A 21,152-nucleotide genomic window follows, 5' to 3' on the forward strand; every position below is an offset into this window, starting at 1 on the left:
TCATGAAGAAACTGCTGGGCTTGGCGGCGGCTGCCGCTTTTGTTTTGGGGCAGGCAGCATCGGCGCAGGCCGCCGATGTGTCGTTCTCGGCGGGGCAGACCGGTGACTCGACCATGGTTTACCGGCTGGGGCTGCAATCGAACTGGGATGCCAGCTGGTGGCAGACCAGCGTCGGTCGGCTGACCGGCTACTGGGATGGCGCGTACACCTATTGGGATGGCGACGAGACGGCGAGCAACCACAGCCTGTCGTTCGCACCGGTGTTCGTCTACGAGTTTGCCGGGGAATCGGTGAAGCCCTATATCGAGGCAGGGATCGGTGTTGCGGCGTTCTCCAGTACCGAGCTGGAAAGCAACGAGCTGGGCTCGTCGTTCCAGTTCGAAGACCGCATCGGCTTTGGTTTGCGCTTTGCCGGGGGGCACGAGATCGGGGTTCGGGCGATTCACTATTCCAACGCGGGTATCAAAGAACCTAACGATGGGGTGGAGAGCTACAGCCTGCATTACCGCATGGCGCTCTGATTTCTCCCGTATCGTCTCCTTCGCGGGCTTGCCCGCGAAGGAGACGACGCCTATTTCCGCTATCGGCGCGAAAGGGGCCACAAGCTAGTAAGGTCCAGGGTTTCCAGCACCAGCTCTGGTTCAGCCTGCGGCCAGCGCTGCAGCAGAACATCTGCCGCACTGTGCGGTGTCCATTCCTCTGGTATCGCAGGCGCCGGCGTAACCGGTGTTTTCAACGACTGCGGCCCCACTACCGTCAACCCGATCCCCTGAGCCTTCAGCGCCTGACGCTGCTCGCGCATCCACTGCGGCATGTTGTTCCAACCCGCTGTCACCTGGGTTGGGGCATACAGCTGCAGCGCCGAATAGCGGTTGAACACCGCCATCACCTGCGGCGAGTGACCCTTGGCCAGCAAAGGCAATGCACTGGCCAGGCAGTGCTCCCCCGCTAGCTGGTTGCTGGTGACGATCGCCTCGATCAGCTCGCTGTCCGCCAGATCATCCGACAGATAGTCAGTGGTTCCGGCATTGAGGATCAGGCCATCCAGCGTGCACCAGGCATGGCCTATCTGCTGGCCGGCGCTGGCCGCTTGTTTTTCGTCATGCAGCTGCCAAGGCAAGCGCAATAGCTGGCTGCCATAGCGAGCGCCCAATGTCATGAGTGCCTCTTCATCCTTGCCACTTGCGGCAACGCGATGCCCCTGTTCCAGCATCCGTTCCACCAAAGCCAAGCCAAGTCCATTGCTTGCGCCCGTAACCCAAAAACTGCGTGAGTTAGTCAAGACGTTTTTCCCCTAATGCTGCTGGCGTGGCAGGCTCTTGAAAGCCTCCAGTGCACGCAAGCGACTGCTACTGAGTTCGACTATTGGGCTGTGATACAAATTATTAGCAAAAAGATCGGCCGACTTCACTGGTAAATGAATGGCTTTTTCATCCAGCGCCTCCAGTTCAGGTACCCATTTACGAATGAAACGCCCCTGTGGGTCGAAGCGTTGCGACTGTGAAACCGGGTTGAATATGCGGAAATAGGGCACTGCGTCGGTGCCGGTAGACGCGCTCCACTGCCAGCCGCCGTTATTGGCGGCAAGGTCGCCGTCTATCAGGTGGCGCATGAAATGCCGCTCGCCCTTGCGCCAGTCGATCAGCAGGTTCTTGCTGAGGAACATGGCCACGACCATGCGCAAGCGGTTGTGCATCCAGCCGGTATGCAGCAGCTGGCGCATGGCCGCGTCGATGATCGGGAAGCCGGTGCGACCCTGTTCCCAGGCCTCGAGGTCCGCCGGGGCATCGCGCCAGGGCAGGGCTTCGGTGTGAACGCGAAACGCGCGGTGGCGCGACACCTGCGGATAACCGGTCAGGATGTGTTTGTAGAACTCGCGCCACAGCAGTTCGTTGATCCAGGTCTGCACGCCGCTGCTACCGCTGTCGAACTCGCCCCGGTTGCTGGCCAGGGCACCGTGCAGGCATTGCCGCGGCGAGATGACACCGGCGGCCAGGTAGGCCGAAAGCTGGCTGGTGCCGGGCCTGGCCGGCAGGTCACGCAGATGCTGATAGTCGTCGATGGTTTCGTCAAGGAAGCGAGACAGCCGACCCTGCGCCTCGGCCTCACCCGCCGGCCAGTGTTCACGCAGGGCGCGTGCAGGGTGTTGGAAACCGTCCACCTGTTGCGGGATAGGGTCGCTATGGATCTGCAGCGGCGCCTGACGCTTCACCCGTGGGGCCAGTGCAGGCAGGCTGCGGTGCAGGTGTTCGAGGCAGGTTTTCTTGAACTGGCTGAACACCTGGAAATAACCGCCACTGCGGGTGAGGATGGTCCCCGGGCGGAACAACAACTGGTCAAGGTGACTGTGGGCCTGGATCGACGATTGTTCCAGCAGCGCCCGCGTGGCGTCGTCGCGCTGCTGTTCGTTTATGCCGTACTCCTCGTTCCAGTGCACGCTGGCGACCTGGTGTTGGCGACATACCTCCAGCACGGCTTGCGGTGCCTGCTCCCAGGTATCGATCTTGCGAATCAGCAGGGGGATGTTCAGCTGCTCCAGCGACTGGCGCAGCTCACGCAGGTTGCGCAGCCAGAAGTCGACCTTGCAGGCCGCATCGTCGTGGGCCTGCCATTGCCCGGGGCTGACCAGCCACAGGGCGATGGTCGGGCCGCGTTCAGCGGCAGCGCTGAGCGCGGTGTTGTCATCGACGCGCAGGTCGCTGCGCAGCCAGGTCAGGTGCATGGTGTTGTCATCTCTACAGGCTGGCGGTGTTGTGCTTGAAGCAAGCGCAATGCCGCCTGCGGGGTATCGAAAAGGAAAAGATCTGGCAGCCCGCAAGCTTTCAAGCGGGCTTCATGCAGCGCCAGCGTGGCGCCGCCCAGCAGCTTGGTGCCTGGTAAGCCTTGCAGGGTGCGCAACAAAGCCCTGTCGTCGATGCGTGGCCCCAGGTGAATGAGCATCGCCCAAGGCCTCAGCGCGCTGACCGCACTTTGCAGTTGTGCCGCGGCCAGCGGTTGTTCGAGCACCTCGACCGGCATGCCGTTGCTGGTAAGCAGCCAGGCGCAAAGCCACAAACCAGGGCTGAAGGCGCGCTCGCTGTCCTCGATCAGCAATACGGCCGGGCCTTGCAGCAGCTGGTTGTCGTGATAGACGCGGGCGCCGAGCTTGCTGCGCAGCCAGCTGTGGAAAAACACCTGTTCAAGCCGCGCATTGAAGTAGGTGCGCCAGCGCAAATCGAGCTGGTCGAGCAGCGGCAACAGCAATTGCTCACACAGGGTGACCGCTGGGTAAAGGGCCATTGCCTGGTTGAGCTGTTGGTCGAGGGCGCGTTGCGACAGGTTGGCGATGGCTTCGATCAGTTGGGCTTGCCTGGCCTGCCAGTCACCTTTCGGCGGCGTGGTGGTCGGTTTGTCGAGCAATTCACGGACCTGGCCTACCGAGGCGCCGCGTTGCAGCCAGGCCAAGACTGCTTCGACCCGCTCGACCTGGTCGAGCGAATACAGGCGGTGTCCCTTGGCGGTGCGCTGGGGCTTGAGCAGGCCGTAGCGACGCTCCCAGGCACGCAGGGTGACCGGGTTCACGCCGGTGCGCCGGGCCAGTTCGCCGATGGGTAGCAGGGTTTCAGACGGCATTGCGCAAACCCAGGCTTTCCGGGTGCGGCTGCAGGTAGGCCTGTTGCTGCAGGTACGGGTCGGGGTGTTTGCGCAAATGGTGCTTGAGCAGCGTCAGCGGCACCACCAATGGCACAACACCCTGCTGGTATTGAGCGATGATGGTCTCCAGCTCGACCTTGTCCTCCTGGGTCAGGGCATGCTTGAAGTAACCACTCAGGTGCTGCAGCACGTTGCAGTGGGTGCCGCGGCTGGCACAGCGGCGCAGGGCGTGCATCAGCTGGCTGAAGTAGTGCGGGCCGATGCGCTGTGGGTCATCGTCCTTGCTCATGCTGCCGAGCAGGCGCCCGAGGGTGCGATAGGCCTGGGGATTGTTGGCCATCAGCAGGTACTTGTAACGCGAGTGGAAGCGCACCAAGGCACCTCGGCTCAGGCCAGCGACCAACAGGCGTTGCCAGTCGGCGTAGGCGTACACGCGGCTGATGAAGTTCTCCCGCAGCACCGGGTCATGCAGGCGCCCTTCCTCTTCCACGGGCAGATCGGGCCGCAGCGCACAAAACGCCTGGGCGTAGACCCCACGGCCGGCGTTGAAGGCAGGGTGGCCGTCGGCCTGGTACACCTTGACCCGCTCCAGGCCGCAGGACGGCGACTTCTGCATGAAGATGTAGCCGCAGATGTCGTCCATTTGGGCGGCCATCTGTTCGCCATAACTGCGCAGCGGGCCGGTCACGTCCAGGTCTGGGTTTCGGGTGCCCAGCACTTTCGGCTGCTCGGGGTTGCCGACCAGGCGGATGGGGTCTCGGGGGACGCTGAGGCCGATGGCCACTTCCGGGCATACCGGTAACCAGTCGAAGTGCGCTTCCAGCTGGGTGCGGCACAGGTCGGAGGACTTGTGACCGCCGTTATAGCGCACACTGTGCCCGGTCAGGCAGGCGCTAATGGCGATGCGCGGCTTGCTGTGAGCGGATGGGTCGTGCATGGCTGCCTCCAGTAAACCTGTACATGGATAAAGCTTTGTACAGGTTTATTCCAGCACAGCCCTGACGTTATGCAAACCAGTTTTTTGCCTGGCACTGTCACTCGAGGTGTTCGAGCAGTCGGCGCGCCGCTTCCTGGCCGCTGAGCCAGGCGCCTTCGACACGCCCCGACAGGCACCAGTCGCCACAGGCGTACAGGCCCTGGTCGGCGTCGGCCAGCGCGCCCCATTCATGGTTACTGGTAGGGCGGGCGTACAGCCAGCGATGGGCCAGGGCGAAGGTGGGGGCCGGTACTACGCAGCCGACCAGTTCGGCGAATTCGCCCCACAGTTGCTCGATCACCTCTTCCTTGGCCAGGTCGATGTGCTGGCGGCTCCAGTCCGACGTGGCATGCAGCACCCAGGTATCGAGCTGCTCGTCACGCCCCGGTTTGCTGCGGTTGCGGGCCAGCCAGTCGAGCGGGCTGTCCTGTACGAAGCAACCTTGCATCGGCGTGTCCAGCGCAGCCTGGAAGCCCAGCGCAACGGCCCAGGTAGGCTCCATTTGTACCCCGGCGGCCACGGCGGCCAGTTTCGGGGTAGCCGCCAGCAGTGGCGTGGCCTGCGGCGCCGGTACCGCGATCACCACGCGGCTGTAGGGGCCGTGGCTGCAGCCTTCGGTGTCCTGCAGGTGCCAGTACTGCTTGCCGCGGAATACCTCGGCGATGCGGCAGCCGAAGTTGACCGTGACGTCCTTGAGCAGGCCGCGGGTAATCGCGCTCATGCGGGGCACGCCGACCCAGCGCGTCTGTTCGTCGGGGGAGGGGCTGAGTATGCCGTTGTGGTAGTTGTACAGCTGCGGCTTCCACTGTTCGGCCCAGCCAGCTGCAACCCATTGCTGCACCTGCTCGACAAAGCGCCGGTCACGGGCGGTGAAGTACTGGGCGCCGAGGTCGAGGGCGCCGGCTTCGCTGCGCTTGCTGGCCATGCGCCCGCCACTACCGTGGCCTTTGTCGAACAAGTGCACGGATTGCCCGGCCTTTTGCAAGGCCTGGGCAGCTGACAAGCCGGCGATACCGGCTCCGATGATGGCAATAGGTACTGTCATGATGGCCTCTTCAAACCTTGCTGTGAGCAGACTACGCTGTCAGGCAAACCTGTACAATGCACAACTTTTGTATAAGGTTATTCCGCTTGGCGGGCAGGTTGGCCTATGTTTATCCGAGAGCGTCGGGTCAAAAAAGTGCCTTGATGTTAAAAATAGACCACCGCTGCATTCTGCGAGGACACAGCCATGCATATATTGCTGACAGGCGGTACTGGATTGATCGGCAAGCACCTTTGTCAGTACTGGCTCGGCCAGGGCCATCGCCTGACGGTGTGGAGCCGGCGACCGGAGCAGGTAGCGAAAATCTGCGGCACTGGCGTACGTGGTATTGCCCGCCTGGAGCAGCTGGAGGCGGACGACCACCTGGATGCAGTGGTCAACCTGGCCGGTGCACCCATTGCCGACCGGCACTGGACAGCTGCGCGGCGCAACCTGCTGTGGGCCAGCCGCATCACCCTCACCGAGCAGTTGCAGGCTTGGCTGGGCACCCGGGAGCAGCGCCCGGAAGTGCTGATTTCCGGTTCGGCGGTGGGCTGGTACGGTGACGGCGGCGAGCGCGAGCTTACCGAGGCCTCATCGCCGGTGCGTGAAGACTTCGCCAGTCAGCTGTGCATCGCTTGGGAAGAAACGGCCCAGCGTTCCCAAGCCCAGGGCATTCGCGTGGTACTGGTGCGTACCGGGCTGGTACTGGCCAGCGATGGCGGCTTTTTGTCGCGCCTGCGCCTGCCCTTCAAGCTGGGGCTGGGCGGGCCGTTGGGGGACGGGCGGCAGTGGATGCCCTGGGTTCATATCGACGACCAGGTGGCCCTGATCGATTTTCTCTTGCAGCACAAGGATACCAGCGGTCCTTATAATGCCTGCGCTCCGGAGCCGGTACGCAACCGCGAGTTTGCCAAGCGCCTGGGCCGTACCCTGCACCGTCCGGCACTGCTGCCGGTACCGGCACTGTTGCTCAAGGCCGGCCTGGGCGAGCTGTCCATCCTGCTGCTCGGCGGCCAGCGGGCGCGCCCGGCCCGTTTGCTGGGCGCAGGTTTCACCTTCCGCTTCAACGATCTGCAATCGGCCCTGGACAACTTGTCCAGCCGCCTCTGACATAGGACGCTGCATGACCGATCACGCCTTGCTACTGGTCAACCTGGGTTCCCCGGCTTCCACTTCGGTGGCCGATGTGCGCCGCTATCTCAACCAGTTCCTCATGGACCCGTATGTGATCGACTTGCCGTGGCCGGTGCGACGCTTGCTGGTGTCGCTGATCCTGGTCAAGCGCCCGGAGCAGTCGGCGCACGCCTACGCCTCGATCTGGTGGGAGGAGGGCTCGCCACTGGTTGAGCTGACCCGTCGCCTGCAGGCGGCGATGGTGGCGCACTGGCCCCATGGCCCGGTGGAAATTGCCATGCGCTACGGCCAGCCGGCCTTGCCCGATGTGCTGGAGCGCCTGGCAGCCCAAGGTGTGCGCAAGGTGACGTTGGCGCCACTTTATCCACAGTTCGCCGACAGTACGGTGACCACTGTGGTCGAGCTGGCAAAACAGACGGTCAGCCAGCGCCAATTGCCGCTGCAGATGCGCGTGCTGCAGCCGTTTTATGAGCATCCGGATTACATCGAGGCACTGGTTGCCAGCGCCAGGCCGTACCTGGAGCAGGATTACGATCATCTGCTGTTGAGCTTCCACGGTTTGCCGGAGCGCCACCTGAAGAAGCTGGATCCCACTGGCAAGCATGACTTCCAGGCAGCCGATTGCTGCAAGGACGCCAGCGCCGAGATGCGCGCGGTGTGCTACCGCGGGCAGTGCCTGGCCACGGCCAAGGCCTTTGCGCAGAAAATGGGCATACCCGATGGCAAGTGGTCGGTGTCGTTCCAGTCGCGCCTGGGGCGGGCCAAATGGATCGAGCCCTACACCGAGGCGCGGCTGGACGAGCTGGCCAGGGCAGGGGTGAAGAAGCTGCTGGTGATGTGCCCGGCGTTCGTCGCGGACTGCATCGAAACGCTGGAAGAAATTGGCATGCGCGGCAGCGAGCAATTTATCGAGGCCGGCGGGCGGGAGCTGGTGCTGGTGCCGTGCCTGAACGATCACCCGGAATGGGTGAGGGTGTTGGCTGATATGTGCGAAAAGGCCTGATTTACAGGTTGCCTGTACCGGCCCTATCGCCGGCAAGCCAGCTCCCGCAATGTGCTCACAGTTCTTGAAAACTGTAGGGTACCTGTGGGGGCTGGCTTGCCGGCGATAGGGCCAGATCAGCCTGAAGCGGGATCAAGGCTGTTGATCATCCAGCTTCTTGTGCTTCCAGCCATCATTGCCCGGCAAGATCAGGTTCAGGGCGATGGCCACGATGGCACACAGGGCGATGCCTTTCAGGCCCCAGTCATCCGGGCCGTCACCGCTGCCGATCAGTACGCCGCCGATACCGAATACCAGGGTTACCGATACGATCACCAGGTTGCGCGCTTCGGCCAGGTCGATCTTGTGGCGGATCATGGTGTTCATGCCCACCGCCGCGATCGAGCCGAACAACAGGCACAGGATGCCGCCCATCACGGGCACCGGAATGCTCTGCAGCAGCGCGCCGAACTTGCCGATGAAGGCCAGGGTGATGGCAAAGAACGCCGCCCAGGTCATGATCTTCGGGTTGTAGTTCTTGGTCAGCATCACCGCGCCAGTCACTTCGGCGTAGGTGGTGTTGGGCGGGCCGCCGAACAGGCCGGCTGCCGTGGTGGCCAGGCCGTCACCCAGCAGGGTGCGGTGCAGGCCGGGCTTTTTCAGGTAGTCACGGCCGGTCACACTACCGACCGCGATAACCCCGCCGATATGCTCGATGGCCGGTGCAAGGGCCACTGGGACGATGAACAGGATGGCCTGCCAGTTGAATGCCGGTGCGGTGAAGTTGGGGATCTCCAGCCACGGTGCGGCGGCGATCTTGGCGGTGTCGACCACGCCGAACGCGAATGCCAGGGCAAAGCCCACCAATACCCCGGAGATAATCGGCACCAGGCGGAAGATGCCCTTGCCGAATACCGCCACGATAAGGGTGGTGAGCAGCGCGGGCATGGAGATCAGCATCGCGGTCTGGTAGGGCATCAGCGCAGCGCCGTCACCGCCTTTGCCCATGGCCATGTTGGCGGCGATCGGTGCCATGGCCAGGCCGATGGAGATGATCACCGGGCCAATCACCACCGGCGGCAGCATGCGGTCGATGAAACCGGTGCCTTTGATTTTCACCATCATGCCCATGAAGGTGTACACGAAGCCTGCTGCCATCACGCCGCCCATGGTCTCGGCCAGGCCGAACTGGCCCTTGGCGAGGATGATCGGGGTAATGAAGGCAAAGCTCGAAGCCAGGAATACCGGTACCTGACGGCCGGTGACCAGCTGGAACAGCAGCGTGCCGATGCCGGCGGTGAACAGCGCGACGTTCGGGTCGAGGCCAGTGATCAGTGGCATCAGCACCAGCGCGCCGAATGCCACGAAGAGCATCTGCGCGCCCGAAACGACCTGGCGCCAGAGCGGGTCGTTGAAGCCGTCCTGCATGGTCAGGCGTCCTTTTGCTTGGTGCCGAAGATCTTGTCACCGGCATCGCCCAGGCCAGGCACGATATAGCCGTGTTCGTTCAGGCGCTGGTCGATCGAGGCGGTGTAGATCTGCACGTCCGGGTGGGCTTTTTCCACCGCTTCGATGCCTTCGGGCGCGGCCACCAGCACCATGGCGCGGATTTCCTTGCAGCCCGCTTTTTTCAGCAGGTCGATGGTGGCGACCATCGAAGCACCGGTGGCCAGCATCGGGTCGATGATCAGCGCCAGGCGCTGGTTGATGTCCGGCGCGAGCTTTTCCAGGTAGGTGTGGGCTTCGAGGGTTTCTTCATTGCGGGCGACGCCGACGGCGCTGACCTTGGCGCCCGGGATCAGGCTGAGCACACCGTCGAGCATGCCGATGCCGGCGCGCAGGATCGGTACTACAGTGATCTTCTTGCCGGCGATTTTTTCCACTTGCACCTTGCCACACCAGCCGTCGATCTCGTAGGTTTCGAGCGGCAGGTCCTGGGTGGCTTCGTAAGTCAGGAGCGCGCCGACTTCCTGGGCGAGTTCGCGAAAATTCTTGGTGCTGATGTCGGCACGGCGCATCAGGCCGAGCTTGTGGCGGATCAGCGGATGGCGGATCTCACGAGTGGGCATAGGGGGGCTCCGAAAGGCGGGCAAAAAAACCGCGCTAGATTAATCTATTCAGCCTGTGCTGTCGTCTGGTCATTCTGCACGTTAGTCCATAAAGGCTTGATCTGTGACGAGCGGATGCGTACCTTTGCCCGCTTTTCCAAAATGCCCCCCGGAGCGCGCCATGTCCGCTGATCTCGAGCATATCCGTCAAGTCATGCGTGAAGCTGACTGCCTGTACACCGAAGCCGAAGTCGAAGCGGCCATCGCCAAAGTCGGCGAGCAGATCTGCAAAGACCTGCACGACAAGAACCCGGTGGTGTTCTGCGTGATGAACGGTGGCCTGATCTTCGCGGGCAAACTGCTGACCCACCTGCAGTTCCCGCTGGAAGCCTCGTATCTGCACGCCACCCGCTACCGCAACCAGACCAGTGGCGGTGAGCTGTTCTGGAAGGCCAAGCCGGAAGTGTCGTTCATCGACCGTGATGTGCTGATCGTTGACGACATTCTCGACGAAGGCCATACCCTCAGCGCCATCATCGAGTTCTGCAAGCATGCCGGCGCGCGCTCGGTGCACACTGCTGTGCTGATCGACAAGGACCACGACCGCAAGGCCAGCCCGGACCTGAAGGCCAATTACGTGGGCCTGCCCTGCATCGACCGCTACATCTTCGGCTACGGCATGGACTACAAAGGCTACTGGCGCAACGCCAACGGCATCTTCGCCGTCAAGGGGCTGTGAGCATGCGCCAGCCTGCGTTCATCGACCAATCGCTGTTCGCCGGGCTGGCCGAAAAGGCTGCTGCCAACCCGCGTGGGCGCCAGCACCATAACTTCCATGCGATGGAAGAGCCTTGCCACCGCATGGCCGTCGGGCTGCAGACGAGCACCTACATTCCCCCGCATCGCCACTTGAGCGACGACAAGGCCGAGGCCCTGATCGTGCTCAAGGGGCGGCTAGGGTTGCTGATTTTCGATGAGCAGGGCGCGGTCACCGGCAAGCGGGTGCTGCAGGCGGGCGGTGACTGCCTGGGCGTGGACCTGGCGCCCGGTACCTACCATGGCCTGGTGGTGCTGGAGCCGGACAGCATCCTGTTCGAGTGCAAGGCCGGGCCGTACCGCCCTGTAGGTGAGGGCGAGCATGCGCACTGGGCGCCGCGTGAAGGAGAGGCCGGCGTGGCCGAGTACCAGGCCTGGATGCGCGCGCAGTTCGATTGATAGCGCCGGTACGGCCAGACCCGGCATGCTAGAGTGCTCCTTCATTCAAGGAGCCTCACATGCGTGCGATTCTTCCCTTCCTGCTGGCGTTCAGCCTGCCACTCGCCGCCGCACCGTTGCACAGCCAGTTCCTGCCACCTGACGACCAGTCCCTGCGCCAGGAAGCGCCGACCGGCCAGCAACTGCTGCAAGTCACCGACTACTCCGTTGTGGTGGGCGCCCAGCGCCAGTCCGACCAGCAACCTATCCCGATCACCTCGTCGCTGCAGGTACGCCTGAAGGGCAAGCCACTGAGCAAGGGCGCGACCATCGCCCAGGTGCTGCTGACCTTCGACGGTGAGGCCGCCAAGAGCCTGAAGAAGCCCGTGTACGACGACAAGACCCGCACCCTGAGCCTGAACTACCCGCTCAGCGATTACCGGGTGATCATGGACCTGCTGCGCAACGAGACGCTGTATGTGCAGTTTCTCACCTACGCCAACGGCCACATCTGGGCCGACCTGCACACCGGTACCGTACGTACGCGTTGAGGCGCGCCGCCTGCGGGGGGTAAACTGCCGGCCTTCGAAATTCCGTGATGGCCCAGTTGGAGTCGGCAATGCGTAAAGACAAGAAACAGGTAATCGGCGACGAAATCAGCGACGACTACATCAAGTCGTTCCTTCAGTTCGAACCGGCCGATGGCGTGACCTCGCCGTCGCTGCACAAGCTGGTCAAGGCCTACCGCGGACTGCGCGTCGACGATTTCGAGCGCTTTGTCGGCTTCTTCGTCGAAGCGGGGCTGGACCTGGATGGCAAGGACGAGCACGGCAAGACCTTCGTCGAGCTGATCGCCGACCAGCGCACTGCGCCGGAGTACATCGAGATCATCGATAACGCCCGGGGCTGATTTGTAAACCTGTACCGGCCTCTTCGCGGGCACAGGTTGATGAAGAATCAGGCACAAAAAAACGCCCCGAGGGGCGTTTTTTCGTTACTGGCAGGCTCAGGCGTAATGCTTGGCCGCCGGGCTGCTTTCTTCGAGGTTCAGCGCCACATCGTTGTCGGCACTGATCTTCCGGTACAGGGCTGCGTCGGTTGCCAGGGTCTTCTCGCGGGCCGGGAAGATTTCCTTGAGCTTGGCAGCCCAGGCACCTTTGGCCTGCTCGGGGAAGCAGCGCTCGATCAGTTCCAGCATGATCGACACGGTGACCGAAGCACCTGGCGATGCGCCGAGCAGTGCGGCCAGGCTGCCGTCCTGGGCCGAAACCAGCTCGGTACCAAACTGCAGCACGCCGCCTTTTTTCGGGTCTTTCTTGATGATCTGCACGCGCTGACCGGCCACTTCCAGGCGCCAGTCCTCGGCTTTGGCCTGCGGGTAGAAGCGACGCAGGGACTCCAGGCGCTGCTCCATCGACTGCATCACTTCGCTGACCAGGTACTTGGTCAGGTCCATATTGTCGCGGGCCACGGCCAGCATCGGGCCGATGTTGCCCATGCGCACCGACAGCGGCAGGTCCATCAGCGAACCGTGCTTGAGGAACTTGGTGGTGAAGCCGGCGTATGGCCCGAACAGCAGGGATGTCTTGCCGTCGACCACGCGAGTGTCCAGGTGCGGCACCGACATCGGCGGGGCGCCGACTGCGGCCTGGCTGTAGACCTTGGCCTGGTGCTGCTTGACGATTTCCGGGTTGTCGCAACGCAGCCACTGGCCGCTGACCGGGAAGCCGCCGAAGCCTTTGCTTTCCGGGATGCCGGACGCCTGCAGCAGCGGCAGGGCAGCGCCGCCTGCGCCGAGGAAGACGAAGCGGGCGTCGACTTCGCGGCTACCGCCGCTGTTGACGTCCTTGATGCTCACGGTCCAGCCGCTGCCGTTACGGCGCAGGCCAACGACTTTCTTGCTGTACTTGACCTGCGCGTCCGGCGCGTCGCCCAACAGCTTGAGCAGCTTGTTGGTCAGGGCGCCGAAGTTGACGTCGGTACCCTTGAGCACGCGGGTTGCGGCGATGTGCTGGTCGGCCGGGCGGCCCGGCATCATCAGCGGCATCCAGTCGCTCATCACGGCCTTGTCTTCGGTGTATTCCATGTCGGCGAAGGCATGGTGCTGCTTGAGCAGCTCGAAGCGCTTCTTGAGGAAGGAAACACCCTTGTCACCTTCGACGTAGCTCAGGTGCGGGACAGGGTTGATGAAGGCACGCGCCGGGCCGAAGTTGCCCTTCTTGCTCAGGTAGGCCCAGAACTGGCGCGACACCTCGAACTGGGTGTTGATGTGCACGGCCTTTTTGATGTCGATGCTGCCATCGGCGGCCTGTGGCGTGTAGTTAAGCTCGCACAGGCCGGCGTGGCCGGTGCCTGCGTTGTTCCAGGGGTTGGAGCTTTCCGCGGCTCCGGAGTCCATCGCCTCGACGACCTCAAGCTTCAGGGTCGGGTCAAGCTCCTTGAGCAGTACGGCCAGGGTGGCACTCATGATGCCCGCGCCTACCAGTACTACATCAACCGATTCGTTCTGCGCCATTTAACGCGTCTCCACAATCTACAGCTACCTAATTGACAGCATAGGACCTGGGTTCGCCAGGGTCGCCATGTCCGACTTTTCGCAGTTCTTGCAACTTCCGCGGACACCGCCAATCAGTCTTCGGGTTCAGCTATTGAACGCCGTTTGCCACAGGTGCGGCAATTCGACTTATGGTCAAGGTGTCGTGCGTGCGTTATGGAACGGTTCAGACACTCATACGGGATGAGCGCATTTGCCGCCTGTTCAGGGCTGTTCGGGACACATCTGCCGCTTTTGCACATGCCAGACTGTTCATTTGCTCGCCACACTCTTGTGAAGTTGTGAAAACCGTTTTTTCACGCTCTTTTGGAGACGTGAACCTCAAAAAGGGACTGCGCGATGGCAACCCGCAGGTTCATGCAGTGTGAAGGGCCGGAAAAGCAGGCACGACAGCCGATGCAAGACCTGAGTGGAAGGCTCTCTGTGGGCGAAGCGGTGAAGTTGCCGGGGTCAATCGGCGGTGCGGGGCCCGATCAGGAGACGTCCTTATAATCGGGGGGAGATTATAGCGATGTCGCGGACAGAAATGTCGCCATTCGTGGTTTTTATTGCAGCGTTTGTCAGGCCGCGAGGATGCGCTGGTGCCAGCGGCGGCTTGCGCGGGTGCAAACCCGGGCGCTGGCGGGCAGTTCGCGGCCCAGCCAGGCCAGCTGGATTTCGTCGACCTGTACCCAGCCGCTGCCGCTTGGCGCTTGGCTGCATTGCTTGAAGGCCAGGCATTTGCCTTCGCTGTCGAGGCGAGCATAGGCATTGTGGCGCGGGCGTTGGAAGAGCAGGGTCCAGAGCGAGGCCATGGCGGCGAGTCCTTTGCATTAGGGCTTGGCGCAAGGATAAGGGCGCGGCGATGAAACGATTGTGACAAGCGGGCCGCACCGATGACTGGTCGATGCGTGGCTGGGTATACTGTGGGCCTTTGCCGCATTTTCTGGAGAAACGCGCATGTTGCAACGTCTGTTGTTCGGTTTGATCGCCGTGGCCAGCCTCAGCCTGGTCGGTTGTGCCCACAGCCCGCAACAACTCAACCCGCAACCCAAGCTCACCGCCCAGCTGGCGCCGGTCGGCCATGGCCAGCCGGTGGTGGTCAGGGTGGTCGATGGCCGGCCTTCGCAGTCGCTGGGTACGCGCGGTGGCATGTACCCCGAGACCAGCACCATCAGCGTCAGCGGTAACGACATCGTGCCCAAGCTGCAGGCCCAGGCTGAAGCCGCCGTGCGCCTGCTCGGCTTTACCCCGACGCCGAACGCCGGCAACGCGCCACAGCTGACCGTGACCCTGGCCGAGCTGAAATACCAGTCGCCCAAAGACAACCTGTACGTCACCGAGGCCACCATCGGCGCCACCTTCCGTGCCGACGTGACCAATGGCGGGCGCAGCTACAACGGCCGTTACGGTGCTTCGCTGGACCAGCGTTTCGGCATGGCGCCGAACCAGGACACCAACACCCAGCTGGTGAGTGATGTGCTGAGCGATGCGCTGACCCGCCTGTTCAAGGACCCGACCATCGGTCAGGTCCTGGGCCAGTAAGGCATCAGCGGTAAAAAGAAAACCCGCTGCCTGGGTGCCAGGCAGCGGGTTTTTTGTTGTTTGTGCCGGTTTCAGGCTGCTGCTATGTGGAAATCCAGCAGGCTGTAGCCAGTCCCTGCGTCCACTTCCGGCAAGTCTTCATGCACATGCCCGCCCAGTGCACAGTAGACCAGCCAATGGCGGTCCTGCACATTGATGGCAAAACCATCGATCAGCGCCTGCTGTTCATCGCTCTGAGCCACGAGGTAGAGGCGGTCCTGGTTTTCGGCGTGCAGCATGAACAAGCTCCGGATCATGGGAAGGCCGACAGGGTGGCCTGTTCTGATGACGAGCGGATGACAGATGAAATTTAATGACACTTTGTCGCCCAGGCCAGGTGCCAGGGGCCGACTTGGGTAGAATGCCGGGCTTTGCCGTCGCTTACACCGAGGTTGCGTGATGTCCTTGCAAGTGTTCTGGGGGTTCCTGGCCGCCCATCCCACCAAGCTGATCAACCTGCTGGCGTTGCTGCTCACGTGCCCTGGCGGGTTGTTGCTGCACAGCGCACGGCGGCGCGAGGCGCAGACCCGCGAGGGCCTGGCGCTGGAAGAAGGGGTTGTGGACGCGTTTGGCCTGCGGGTGCCCAGGTATTTCTACATTCTCGGGTTTGCTTGCCTGGCCATGGCGCTGCTGTTGTCCTGGCTCAGTACCTGGGTCTGACATCCTGGGGCTGCAAAGCAGCCCCGGCAATCGGTCAGGCTACCGGCGCCTGCTGCCTGACCTGATACTGGTTGCGCACCGGCGTGGCATATTGCAGCACCAGGTAAGGCTGCTGCTCTACCGGGCAGGCATCCAGGCGACGCTGCCATTCTTCCTTGGCCCGCGCCAGCTCTTCAGCCGGGAACTTCTGCTCGGCGCTTGGCACTTGCAGTGCCTCATCCTTGCCTTCCCACATGGCATAAGCCAGGTAATGCACCGGGAACAACCGGTAGCCACCGAGGATTTGCCGATCGATGGCGACCGCCAGTTGCTTGGTATCTTCGTGATACTCGGTCACTGGCGCTGCGAAGTTGATATGCACCCTGCCCTTGTAGCCGGTGATGCCCTTGGCAATGCTGTTGTCGTCCTCGCCCGGCGCCTTCTTGTAGGTGCCGGTGGTGGCGCGGATGTACAACTCGCGGGCCTTGGCCTGGTCGCAGGGGTCGTATTCGTAGCTGATCGATACCGGGGTCAGGTTGAGGCTCTGGATCACCGCGCCGAACGGCTCGTCCTTGCGGCTCATGTGGAACATCTTGAGGATCGCCGAATCGGTGCGGTCGTCACCGTCCTTGGCCCGGCCTTCGGCCTGGGCGATCCAGATGGACGCAGCGTCGTTGCAGATCGAGTGGTTGATGTAGGCCGACAGCAGCTGGTAAGCGGCCAGCTTCTCGCGGCGGCCACTGATCGAGCGGTGCACGATGAAGCTCTTGTTGAGGCGCATCATGTCGCTGACAAAGGGCTTTTGCAGCAGGTTGTCGCCGATGGCGATGCGTGGGGTCGGCAAGCCCGCGTGGTAAACCGCGTAGTTGACGAAAGCCGGGTCCATCACGATGTCGCGGTGGTTGGCCAGGAACAGGTACGCGGTGCCGGCCTTGAGCTGCTCCACGCCCGAATAGGTGACGCCGTCAGTGGCGCGATCGATGGTCTGGTCGACGTAGTACTCGACTTTGTCCTGCAAGGTAGACACGCAGGTTACACCGGCGAATTCCTTGCGCAGGCGGCGGGCAATCAGGGGTTTGAGCAACCAGCCGAGCGCACCGGCCGCACGCGGAAAACGGAAGTGGGTGAGGATATCGAGGAATGCCGGGTCGCTGAGCAGGCGTGCCAGCACGGCAGGGACCTCAGCGTCGTCGTACGGTCGGATGGCATCGAATTCGCCCATCATGCTCTCTTGTTGGAAACGGCTAGGGTAATAAGGTAGGGGCGGGCTCCGAAAAACGGCTCGGACGCACACAGGCCCTGTAACAGACCGGCAATTATACGCATAAGTCACCCCGGAGGCCGCGATGCTGGAAACTGCGAACTACGATTGCCCTTATTGTGGCGAACAAGTCGAGACCACGGTGGACCTGTCCGCAGGCGACCAAGAGTACATAGAGGATTGCCAGGTGTGCTGTAAGCCTATTCGCTTCGTGCTGCAGGTTCATGGTGAGGAGTGGATGCTGGATGTGTACGGTGAGAATGAATGATGCGGCGCATCTACGAACCGGAAAACCTGCTGGAAGCCGAAATGCTGGCAGGCATGCTGGCCAGCGAGGGCATCGATGTGCACCTGGCGGGGCGTGACCTGGTTGGCGGCGTCGGCGAGCTGCCGCTGCAAGGTTTGCTCGGGCTTGCCGTGCCGGACGAGCAGGCCGAATACGCACGGCAGTTGATCGATGCGTACAATGGTGCCCAGCCGCTTGCCGGCGACGAGCCGGAGAGTCTTCCCGGTACCTTGATCTGCTAGGTTCTGAATTCGCTCATGTGTGGACGTTACGCCCTGTTTCGCTGGCCCCAGGCTCTCGCCAGTCTGCCGGGCTTTCCCGTGGGCCAGCCGGCCCAATGGAACATTTCGCCCGGCGCCTCGGTGCTGATCCAGCGCCAGTCAGACGGCCAGCAGCAGTTAACCAGCGCCCGCTGGGGGTTGACCCCGGCCTGGCTCACCGACTTGTCACGTACCCCGGCCCATGCCCGCGCCGAAACCCTGGCCGAGCAGCCAATGTTTCGCGAAGCATTTCGCCAGCGCCGCTGCCTGATGCCGGCCAACGGCTTTTACGAATGGCGTGGCGAGGTGCGCAAACGCCCTTACTGGCTGACCCCTGGGGAGGGCGCGTCACTGTACTTCGCCGCCGTGTGGGAGGCGTATCCGGTGCAGGACCAGGTGTGGCTCAGTTGCGCAGTAGTAACCCAGGCGGCCATGAGCCAGCGCCGGCCGTTGATCCTTGATGAGGCAGGGCAGGCGGCCTGGCTGGACCCGGGTACGCCGTTGGCGCGTTTGCAGGAGTTGCTGGCCGCCCCGCCGGCACAGCTGCGCGAGCGGGCCCTGGCCAACTTCGTCAATGACCCCAAGCTGGATGCGCCGGAGTGCCTGACCCCGGCCTGATGGCGACGGGTTCACCCGCGAAGAAGCCAGTGCAGGCGACGAAAATCTTCCCTGCGGCTATGGCGGCCCACAGGCGACTCGGCCTAGGATACGGCGCATGTAAAAAGGGAGTGTTTTCATGCGTAAGTCTTTTGTCGTCAGCCTGTTGAGTGCTGGCATCCTGCTAGCGGGCTGCCAGGCGGTGAATACCACCAGCGGCGGTGCTGTCGGCGTCGAGCGCCAGCAGTACATGTTCAGCATGCTGTCGACCGATGAGGTCAACCAGATGTACGCCCAGTCGTACCAGCAGACCCTGGGTGAAGCTTCTAGCAAGGGTGTGCTCGACAAATCCAGCGCCGATGCCAAGCGGGTGCAGGTGATCGCCAACCGGCTGATCGCCCAGGCGCCCAAGTTCCGCCCGGATGCCGCGCAATGGAACTGGGAAGTCAACGTGATCAAGAGCGACGAGCTCAACGCCAACTGCGGCCCGGGCGGCAAGATCATCGTCTACACCGGTCTGATCGACCAGCTCAAGCTCACCGACGCCGAGATTGCTGCGGTGGTGGGCCACGAGATTGCCCACGCCCTGCGTGAGCACAGCCGCGAAGCGATGTCCAAGGCCTATGGCGTGGAAATGGCCCGCCAGGGTGCCGGCGCCATCTTTGGCCTCGGCCAGGGCAGCATGGCCATGGCTGATACCGTGGTGAACTACGCGATGACCCTGCCCAACAGCCGGTCGAACGAAAACGAAGCCGACCTGATCGGCCTGGAGTTGTCGGCGCGTGCCGGTTACGACCCCAATGCCGCGATCACCTTGTGGAACAAGATGAGCAAGGCTTCCGAAGGTGCGCCGCCGGAGTTCATGAGTACTCACCCTGCATCCGAAAGCCGCATTGCCTCGCTGCAGGCGGCGATTCCGAAGGTGATGCCGCTGTATCAGGCGGCGGCCAAGCAGTAAGGCCGCGAGGGGGCTGCCTGGCAGCCCGATCGCCGGCAAGCCAGCTCCCACAGGTACTGCACATGGCTTGAAGCCGGTGCGGTCAAGGTGGGAGCTGGCTTGCCGGCGATTGGGGCGCAAAGCGCCCCCGCTTTACTGGTCAGCCTATCCAGCCACTGGCCTTCATCGCCGAGTACACGGCCACGATAGCCAGCACGATGAACGCCGTGGCCGCCAGGCGACGGATCAGCGTCAGCGGCAGTTTGTCTGCCGCGAAGTTACCCGCCAGTACCACCGGCACGTTGGCAATCAGCATGCCCAGGGTGGTACCGATGATGACCATGATCAGGTGCGGGTACTGCGCGGCCAGCATCACCGTGGCAACCTGGGTCTTGTCACCGATTTCCGCCAGGAAGAACGCGATCAGTGTGGTCAGGAACGGCCCGAAGCGGCGTGCGGGGTTTTCGTCGTCGTCCATCTTGTCCGGCACCAATGTCCACAGCGCTGTGGCGGTGAAGCTTGCGGCCAGGATCCAGTGCAACGCCGAATCGCTGAAAAAACCACCCACCCACGCACCCACGGCACCGGCTGCGGCATGGTTGGCCAGGGTAGCGGCGATGATGCCGGCGATGATCGGCCAGGGCTTGCGAAAGCGGGCGGCAAGAATGAGCGCGAGCAGTTGCGTCTTGTCGCCGATTTCGGCGAGGGCAACGATAGCGGTGGGGACCAGCAGAGATTCCAGCATCAGGATTCCTACGGGGGCGGGTCGACACGGCTATGACACGTACAGCCTCCCCGCCCCGGGTAAGGTGTGCGTGTCATAGGTCTTGTCAAACCCTGGATCCGTCTTTGCGGATCTTCCATGCAGGCTGGCATGGTGGGTCGCACGCGCCATGGTCTGTGGACCAAGTATGTTGACGCGTACCGGGCGAGCTGGGTGCTCGCGGGAGACTACTCCCCTAGGACGGTGCGGATTCTGCCTAGCCGAAACGCTTTCGGCAAGCGCTGTTTTTATCCGGATGTTGCCCGGTAGATGCGGAAGCCGTCGGCCTCGTCACGTACCTGGCAGTTGCCCAAGGCGCCTTCGATCAACGGTTTGTAGCGCAGGAAGCTGTTGGCCACAAGGCGCATTTCGCCACCTTTTCGCAGATGAACGGCCGATTTTTTCAGCAAGTTTTCCGATGCCTGATAATGGGTGTGCACCCCGGTGTGGAACGGCGGGTTGCTCAGGATCAGGCTGAGGTCGGTGGGTGCCGCATCGATGCCGTCACCGCTGATCACATCACCCTCCAGGCCGTTGGCGGCCAAGGTCAGGCGGCTGGCGGCGACTGCGAAGGCATCCACGTCCAGCAGGGTCACCCGGCTTTGCGGGTAGCGGCGCTTGACCGTGGCGCCCAGTATTCCGGCACCGCAGCCAAAGTCCAGCACATGGCCGTTGGGCAGGCCATCCAGGTGCTTGAGCAGCAAGGCCGTACCGCGATCGAGGCGGCCATGGCTGAACACGCCCGGCAGGCTGACGACCTGCAACGGGCCGTCCTCCAGGGCCAGCTCGAAGCGTTCGGCCAGGCTTTCCAGCGGTTTTGCCTGCGGTGCATTGTCGATGGTCACCTGCCACAACTGGCAGTGCCGGGCGCTGTCGAGCTTGCGTGGCTTGCCAAGGGCCTGCAGCTGCCTGGCCGCGCCTTCGATGCCGCCACGTTTCTCGCCGACCAGGTACAGCACCCGGCCCGCCAGGCGCGAGGCCAGGGCATTGAGCAGGTAGGCGGCAAGCTCGCGGGACTTGGGCAGGAACAGCACGGCGCTGTCGAACGCGACTTCAGGCGGCTCCACCGCATAGTGGCTGCGGCCGGCGAAGCGGCTGTCGAGCATGGCCTGGTCGCCGGCATGCCAGGTCCAGGCCTGGGCCTGCGGCAACTGGCCGAGCAGGTCGTCGGCGGGGGCGCCGGCGATCAGCAGCGGCCCCTGGAACAGCTCTGCCTGGCGGAGCAACACTTCACTGCGCGGGTCCATGGACGACCTCTCCCGGAAAAAGTGGCGCAGTGTAGCAGAGGCGAGCGCCGG

General features: G+C 63.0%; 26 protein-coding genes and 1 riboswitch. Of the genes, 13 read left to right on the forward strand and 13 right to left on the reverse strand.

Annotated elements, in window-relative coordinates:
* The first annotated feature begins 2 nt into the window (after positions 1 to 2).
* Complete coding sequence (locus tag AC5O5I_RS03575) at positions 3 to 521, forward strand: acyloxyacyl hydrolase (RefSeq protein ID WP_172232811.1); 519 nt, start codon at positions 3 to 5, stop codon at positions 519 to 521.
* A gap of 59 nt (positions 522 to 580) precedes the next feature.
* Here the strand turns inward: AC5O5I_RS03575 and AC5O5I_RS03580 are convergent, their stop codons facing one another.
* The 5 genes from AC5O5I_RS03580 to AC5O5I_RS03600 form a co-directional block, all read right to left on the reverse strand.
* Positions 581 to 1,282, reverse strand: a complete 702-nt coding sequence (locus tag AC5O5I_RS03580; RefSeq protein WP_494512087.1) for an SDR family oxidoreductase — start codon at positions 1,280 to 1,282, stop codon at positions 581 to 583.
* A 12-nt stretch (positions 1,283 to 1,294) separates the two neighbouring features.
* Positions 1,295 to 2,722, reverse strand: a complete 1,428-nt coding sequence (gene phrB, locus AC5O5I_RS03585; RefSeq protein WP_172228994.1) for a deoxyribodipyrimidine photo-lyase — start codon at positions 2,720 to 2,722, stop codon at positions 1,295 to 1,297.
* A complete protein-coding gene (locus AC5O5I_RS03590; RefSeq protein ID WP_172228996.1) occupies positions 2,713 to 3,612 on the reverse strand; it encodes a MerR family transcriptional regulator in 900 nt (299 codons plus the stop codon). The genes phrB and AC5O5I_RS03590 overlap by 10 nt, the downstream gene beginning before the upstream one ends.
* Positions 3,602 to 4,570: a YbgA family protein gene (locus AC5O5I_RS03595; protein WP_172228998.1), complete on the reverse strand. Its 969-nt coding sequence runs from the start codon at positions 4,568 to 4,570 to the stop codon at positions 3,602 to 3,604. The genes AC5O5I_RS03590 and AC5O5I_RS03595 overlap by 11 nt, the downstream gene beginning before the upstream one ends.
* Positions 4,571 to 4,667: 97 nt before the next feature.
* Positions 4,668 to 5,654 carry an NAD(P)/FAD-dependent oxidoreductase gene (locus AC5O5I_RS03600; RefSeq protein WP_172228999.1) on the reverse strand — a complete coding sequence of 329 codons (987 nt, stop codon included), beginning with the start codon at positions 5,652 to 5,654 and terminating at the stop codon, positions 4,668 to 4,670.
* 186 nt (positions 5,655 to 5,840) lie between these two features.
* On the opposite strand from AC5O5I_RS03600, the gene AC5O5I_RS03605 reads away from it, so the two are divergent.
* A complete protein-coding gene (locus AC5O5I_RS03605) occupies positions 5,841 to 6,746 on the forward strand; it encodes a TIGR01777 family oxidoreductase (protein WP_172229001.1) in 906 nt (301 codons plus the stop codon).
* 13 nt (positions 6,747 to 6,759) lie between these two features.
* The gene (hemH, locus tag AC5O5I_RS03610) at positions 6,760 to 7,773 is read left to right on the forward strand and encodes a ferrochelatase (protein ID WP_172229003.1); all 1,014 of its coding nucleotides are present in this window, start codon (positions 6,760 to 6,762) and stop codon (positions 7,771 to 7,773) included.
* 132 nt (positions 7,774 to 7,905) lie between these two features.
* Here hemH and AC5O5I_RS03615 read toward each other — a convergent pair whose 3' ends face one another.
* Both AC5O5I_RS03615 and upp read right to left on the reverse strand, forming a co-directional pair.
* A complete protein-coding gene (locus AC5O5I_RS03615; protein ID WP_172229005.1) occupies positions 7,906 to 9,180 on the reverse strand; it encodes a uracil-xanthine permease family protein in 1,275 nt (424 codons plus the stop codon).
* Positions 9,181 to 9,182: 2 nt separating this feature from the next.
* Positions 9,183 to 9,821 (reverse strand): uracil phosphoribosyltransferase, encoded by a 639-nt coding sequence (upp, locus tag AC5O5I_RS03620; protein WP_172286338.1) that lies wholly within the window; start codon positions 9,819 to 9,821, stop codon positions 9,183 to 9,185.
* A 160-nt stretch (positions 9,822 to 9,981) separates the two neighbouring features.
* On the opposite strand from upp, the gene AC5O5I_RS03625 reads away from it, so the two are divergent.
* The 4 genes from AC5O5I_RS03625 (at position 9,982) to AC5O5I_RS03640 (ending at position 11,904) form a co-directional block, all read left to right on the forward strand.
* Positions 9,982 to 10,539, forward strand: coding sequence for a hypoxanthine-guanine phosphoribosyltransferase (locus AC5O5I_RS03625; RefSeq protein ID WP_172219934.1), 558 nt, complete (start codon positions 9,982 to 9,984; stop codon positions 10,537 to 10,539).
* 2 nt (positions 10,540 to 10,541) lie between these two features.
* Positions 10,542 to 11,015, forward strand: a complete 474-nt coding sequence (locus AC5O5I_RS03630; RefSeq protein ID WP_494512088.1) for a WbuC family cupin fold metalloprotein — start codon at positions 10,542 to 10,544, stop codon at positions 11,013 to 11,015.
* Positions 11,016 to 11,074: 59 nt separating this feature from the next.
* The gene (locus AC5O5I_RS03635; protein ID WP_172219940.1) at positions 11,075 to 11,545 is read left to right on the forward strand and encodes a hypothetical protein; all 471 of its coding nucleotides are present in this window, start codon (positions 11,075 to 11,077) and stop codon (positions 11,543 to 11,545) included.
* Positions 11,546 to 11,613: 68 nt separating this feature from the next.
* Entirely contained in the window at positions 11,614 to 11,904 is a 291-nt protein-coding gene (locus tag AC5O5I_RS03640; protein WP_172219943.1) for a PA4642 family protein, read from the forward strand.
* A gap of 96 nt (positions 11,905 to 12,000) precedes the next feature.
* On the opposite strand, the gene mqo is transcribed toward AC5O5I_RS03640, so the two are convergent.
* Positions 12,001 to 13,509 carry a malate dehydrogenase (quinone) gene (gene mqo / locus AC5O5I_RS03645; protein WP_172219946.1) on the reverse strand — a complete coding sequence of 503 codons (1,509 nt, stop codon included), beginning with the start codon at positions 13,507 to 13,509 and terminating at the stop codon, positions 12,001 to 12,003.
* A gap of 599 nt (positions 13,510 to 14,108) precedes the next feature.
* The gene (locus tag AC5O5I_RS03650; protein ID WP_172219949.1) at positions 14,109 to 14,342 is read right to left on the reverse strand and encodes a hypothetical protein; all 234 of its coding nucleotides are present in this window, start codon (positions 14,340 to 14,342) and stop codon (positions 14,109 to 14,111) included.
* Between the two features lie 145 nt (positions 14,343 to 14,487).
* On the opposite strand from AC5O5I_RS03650, the gene AC5O5I_RS03655 reads away from it, so the two are divergent.
* Positions 14,488 to 15,072, forward strand: a complete 585-nt coding sequence (locus AC5O5I_RS03655) for a YajG family lipoprotein (RefSeq protein WP_172219952.1) — start codon at positions 14,488 to 14,490, stop codon at positions 15,070 to 15,072.
* 71 nt (positions 15,073 to 15,143) lie between these two features.
* Here AC5O5I_RS03655 and AC5O5I_RS03660 read toward each other — a convergent pair whose 3' ends face one another.
* Positions 15,144 to 15,350: a hypothetical protein gene (locus AC5O5I_RS03660; RefSeq protein ID WP_172219955.1), complete on the reverse strand. Its 207-nt coding sequence runs from the start codon at positions 15,348 to 15,350 to the stop codon at positions 15,144 to 15,146.
* Positions 15,351 to 15,510: 160 nt separating this feature from the next.
* Here AC5O5I_RS03660 and AC5O5I_RS03665 point away from each other — a divergent pair, with 160 nt between their 5' ends.
* Positions 15,511 to 15,771, forward strand: coding sequence for a hypothetical protein (locus tag AC5O5I_RS03665; RefSeq protein WP_172219958.1), 261 nt, complete (start codon positions 15,511 to 15,513; stop codon positions 15,769 to 15,771).
* Positions 15,772 to 15,805: 34 nt separating this feature from the next.
* On the opposite strand, the gene AC5O5I_RS03670 is transcribed toward AC5O5I_RS03665, so the two are convergent.
* Positions 15,806 to 16,972 (reverse strand): 1-acyl-sn-glycerol-3-phosphate acyltransferase, encoded by a 1,167-nt coding sequence (locus tag AC5O5I_RS03670; protein ID WP_494512089.1) that lies wholly within the window; start codon positions 16,970 to 16,972, stop codon positions 15,806 to 15,808.
* 124 nt (positions 16,973 to 17,096) lie between these two features.
* Here AC5O5I_RS03670 and AC5O5I_RS03675 point away from each other — a divergent pair, with 124 nt between their 5' ends.
* The 4 genes from AC5O5I_RS03675 (at position 17,097) to AC5O5I_RS03690 (ending at position 19,112) form a co-directional block, all read left to right on the forward strand.
* Entirely contained in the window at positions 17,097 to 17,279 is a 183-nt protein-coding gene (locus AC5O5I_RS03675; protein WP_172219964.1) for a CPXCG motif-containing cysteine-rich protein, read from the forward strand.
* The gene (locus tag AC5O5I_RS03680) at positions 17,279 to 17,539 is read left to right on the forward strand and encodes a putative signal transducing protein (protein WP_172220030.1); all 261 of its coding nucleotides are present in this window, start codon (positions 17,279 to 17,281) and stop codon (positions 17,537 to 17,539) included. Before AC5O5I_RS03675 ends, AC5O5I_RS03680 begins: the two co-directional genes overlap by 1 nt.
* Before the next feature lie 15 nt (positions 17,540 to 17,554).
* Positions 17,555 to 18,175, forward strand: coding sequence for an SOS response-associated peptidase (locus AC5O5I_RS03685; RefSeq protein WP_494512090.1), 621 nt, complete (start codon positions 17,555 to 17,557; stop codon positions 18,173 to 18,175).
* Positions 18,176 to 18,293: 118 nt separating this feature from the next.
* Complete coding sequence (locus AC5O5I_RS03690) at positions 18,294 to 19,112, forward strand: M48 family metallopeptidase (RefSeq protein WP_172219970.1); 819 nt, start codon at positions 18,294 to 18,296, stop codon at positions 19,110 to 19,112.
* Positions 19,113 to 19,251: 139 nt separating this feature from the next.
* On the opposite strand, the gene AC5O5I_RS03695 is transcribed toward AC5O5I_RS03690, so the two are convergent.
* Both AC5O5I_RS03695 and AC5O5I_RS03700 read right to left on the reverse strand, forming a co-directional pair.
* The gene (locus tag AC5O5I_RS03695) at positions 19,252 to 19,833 is read right to left on the reverse strand and encodes a TMEM165/GDT1 family protein (protein WP_172220033.1); all 582 of its coding nucleotides are present in this window, start codon (positions 19,831 to 19,833) and stop codon (positions 19,252 to 19,254) included.
* 90 nt (positions 19,834 to 19,923) lie between these two features.
* Positions 19,924 to 20,063: riboswitch (yybP-ykoY riboswitch) on the reverse strand.
* Positions 20,064 to 20,102: 39 nt separating this feature from the next.
* On the reverse strand, positions 20,103 to 21,101 hold the full coding sequence (locus AC5O5I_RS03700) for a methyltransferase (protein WP_494512091.1): 999 nt from the start codon (positions 21,099 to 21,101) through the stop codon (positions 20,103 to 20,105).
* Between the last annotated feature and the right edge of the window lie 51 nt (positions 21,102 to 21,152).

It is taken from the genome of Pseudomonas sp. 9_2_1, assembly GCF_059295275.1.

What these genes read in the sequence shown, in the direction of transcription:
- AC5O5I_RS03575 (WP_172232811.1), top strand. Translation starts at nt 3, where the DNA reads ATGAAGAAACTGCTGGGCTTGGCGGCGGCTGCCGCTTTTGTTTTGGGG.
- phrB (WP_172228994.1), bottom strand. Translation starts at nt 2,722, where the DNA reads ATGCACCTGACCTGGCTGCGCAGCGACCTGCGCGTCGATGACAACACC.
- AC5O5I_RS03590 (WP_172228996.1), bottom strand. Translation starts at nt 3,612, where the DNA reads ATGCCGTCTGAAACCCTGCTACCCATCGGCGAACTGGCCCGGCGCACC.
- AC5O5I_RS03595 (WP_172228998.1), bottom strand. Translation starts at nt 4,570, where the DNA reads ATGCACGACCCATCCGCTCACAGCAAGCCGCGCATCGCCATTAGCGCC.
- AC5O5I_RS03600 (WP_172228999.1), bottom strand. Translation starts at nt 5,654, where the DNA reads ATGACAGTACCTATTGCCATCATCGGAGCCGGTATCGCCGGCTTGTCA.
- AC5O5I_RS03605 (WP_172229001.1), top strand. Translation starts at nt 5,841, where the DNA reads ATGCATATATTGCTGACAGGCGGTACTGGATTGATCGGCAAGCACCTT.
- hemH (WP_172229003.1), top strand. Translation starts at nt 6,760, where the DNA reads ATGACCGATCACGCCTTGCTACTGGTCAACCTGGGTTCCCCGGCTTCC.
- AC5O5I_RS03615 (WP_172229005.1), bottom strand. Translation starts at nt 9,180, where the DNA reads ATGCAGGACGGCTTCAACGACCCGCTCTGGCGCCAGGTCGTTTCGGGC.
- upp (WP_172286338.1), bottom strand. Translation starts at nt 9,821, where the DNA reads ATGCCCACTCGTGAGATCCGCCATCCGCTGATCCGCCACAAGCTCGGC.
- AC5O5I_RS03625 (WP_172219934.1), top strand. Translation starts at nt 9,982, where the DNA reads ATGTCCGCTGATCTCGAGCATATCCGTCAAGTCATGCGTGAAGCTGAC.
- AC5O5I_RS03630 (WP_494512088.1), top strand. Translation starts at nt 10,542, where the DNA reads ATGCGCCAGCCTGCGTTCATCGACCAATCGCTGTTCGCCGGGCTGGCC.
- AC5O5I_RS03635 (WP_172219940.1), top strand. Translation starts at nt 11,075, where the DNA reads ATGCGTGCGATTCTTCCCTTCCTGCTGGCGTTCAGCCTGCCACTCGCC.
- AC5O5I_RS03640 (WP_172219943.1), top strand. Translation starts at nt 11,614, where the DNA reads ATGCGTAAAGACAAGAAACAGGTAATCGGCGACGAAATCAGCGACGAC.
- mqo (WP_172219946.1), bottom strand. Translation starts at nt 13,509, where the DNA reads ATGGCGCAGAACGAATCGGTTGATGTAGTACTGGTAGGCGCGGGCATC.
- AC5O5I_RS03650 (WP_172219949.1), bottom strand. Translation starts at nt 14,342, where the DNA reads ATGGCCTCGCTCTGGACCCTGCTCTTCCAACGCCCGCGCCACAATGCC.
- AC5O5I_RS03655 (WP_172219952.1), top strand. Translation starts at nt 14,488, where the DNA reads ATGTTGCAACGTCTGTTGTTCGGTTTGATCGCCGTGGCCAGCCTCAGC.
- AC5O5I_RS03660 (WP_172219955.1), bottom strand. Translation starts at nt 15,350, where the DNA reads ATGCTGCACGCCGAAAACCAGGACCGCCTCTACCTCGTGGCTCAGAGC.
- AC5O5I_RS03665 (WP_172219958.1), top strand. Translation starts at nt 15,511, where the DNA reads ATGTCCTTGCAAGTGTTCTGGGGGTTCCTGGCCGCCCATCCCACCAAG.
- AC5O5I_RS03670 (WP_494512089.1), bottom strand. Translation starts at nt 16,972, where the DNA reads ATGGGCGAATTCGATGCCATCCGACCGTACGACGACGCTGAGGTCCCT.
- AC5O5I_RS03675 (WP_172219964.1), top strand. Translation starts at nt 17,097, where the DNA reads ATGCTGGAAACTGCGAACTACGATTGCCCTTATTGTGGCGAACAAGTC.
- AC5O5I_RS03680 (WP_172220030.1), top strand. Translation starts at nt 17,279, where the DNA reads ATGCGGCGCATCTACGAACCGGAAAACCTGCTGGAAGCCGAAATGCTG.
- AC5O5I_RS03685 (WP_494512090.1), top strand. Translation starts at nt 17,555, where the DNA reads ATGTGTGGACGTTACGCCCTGTTTCGCTGGCCCCAGGCTCTCGCCAGT.
- AC5O5I_RS03690 (WP_172219970.1), top strand. Translation starts at nt 18,294, where the DNA reads ATGCGTAAGTCTTTTGTCGTCAGCCTGTTGAGTGCTGGCATCCTGCTA.
- AC5O5I_RS03700 (WP_494512091.1), bottom strand. Translation starts at nt 21,101, where the DNA reads ATGGACCCGCGCAGTGAAGTGTTGCTCCGCCAGGCAGAGCTGTTCCAG.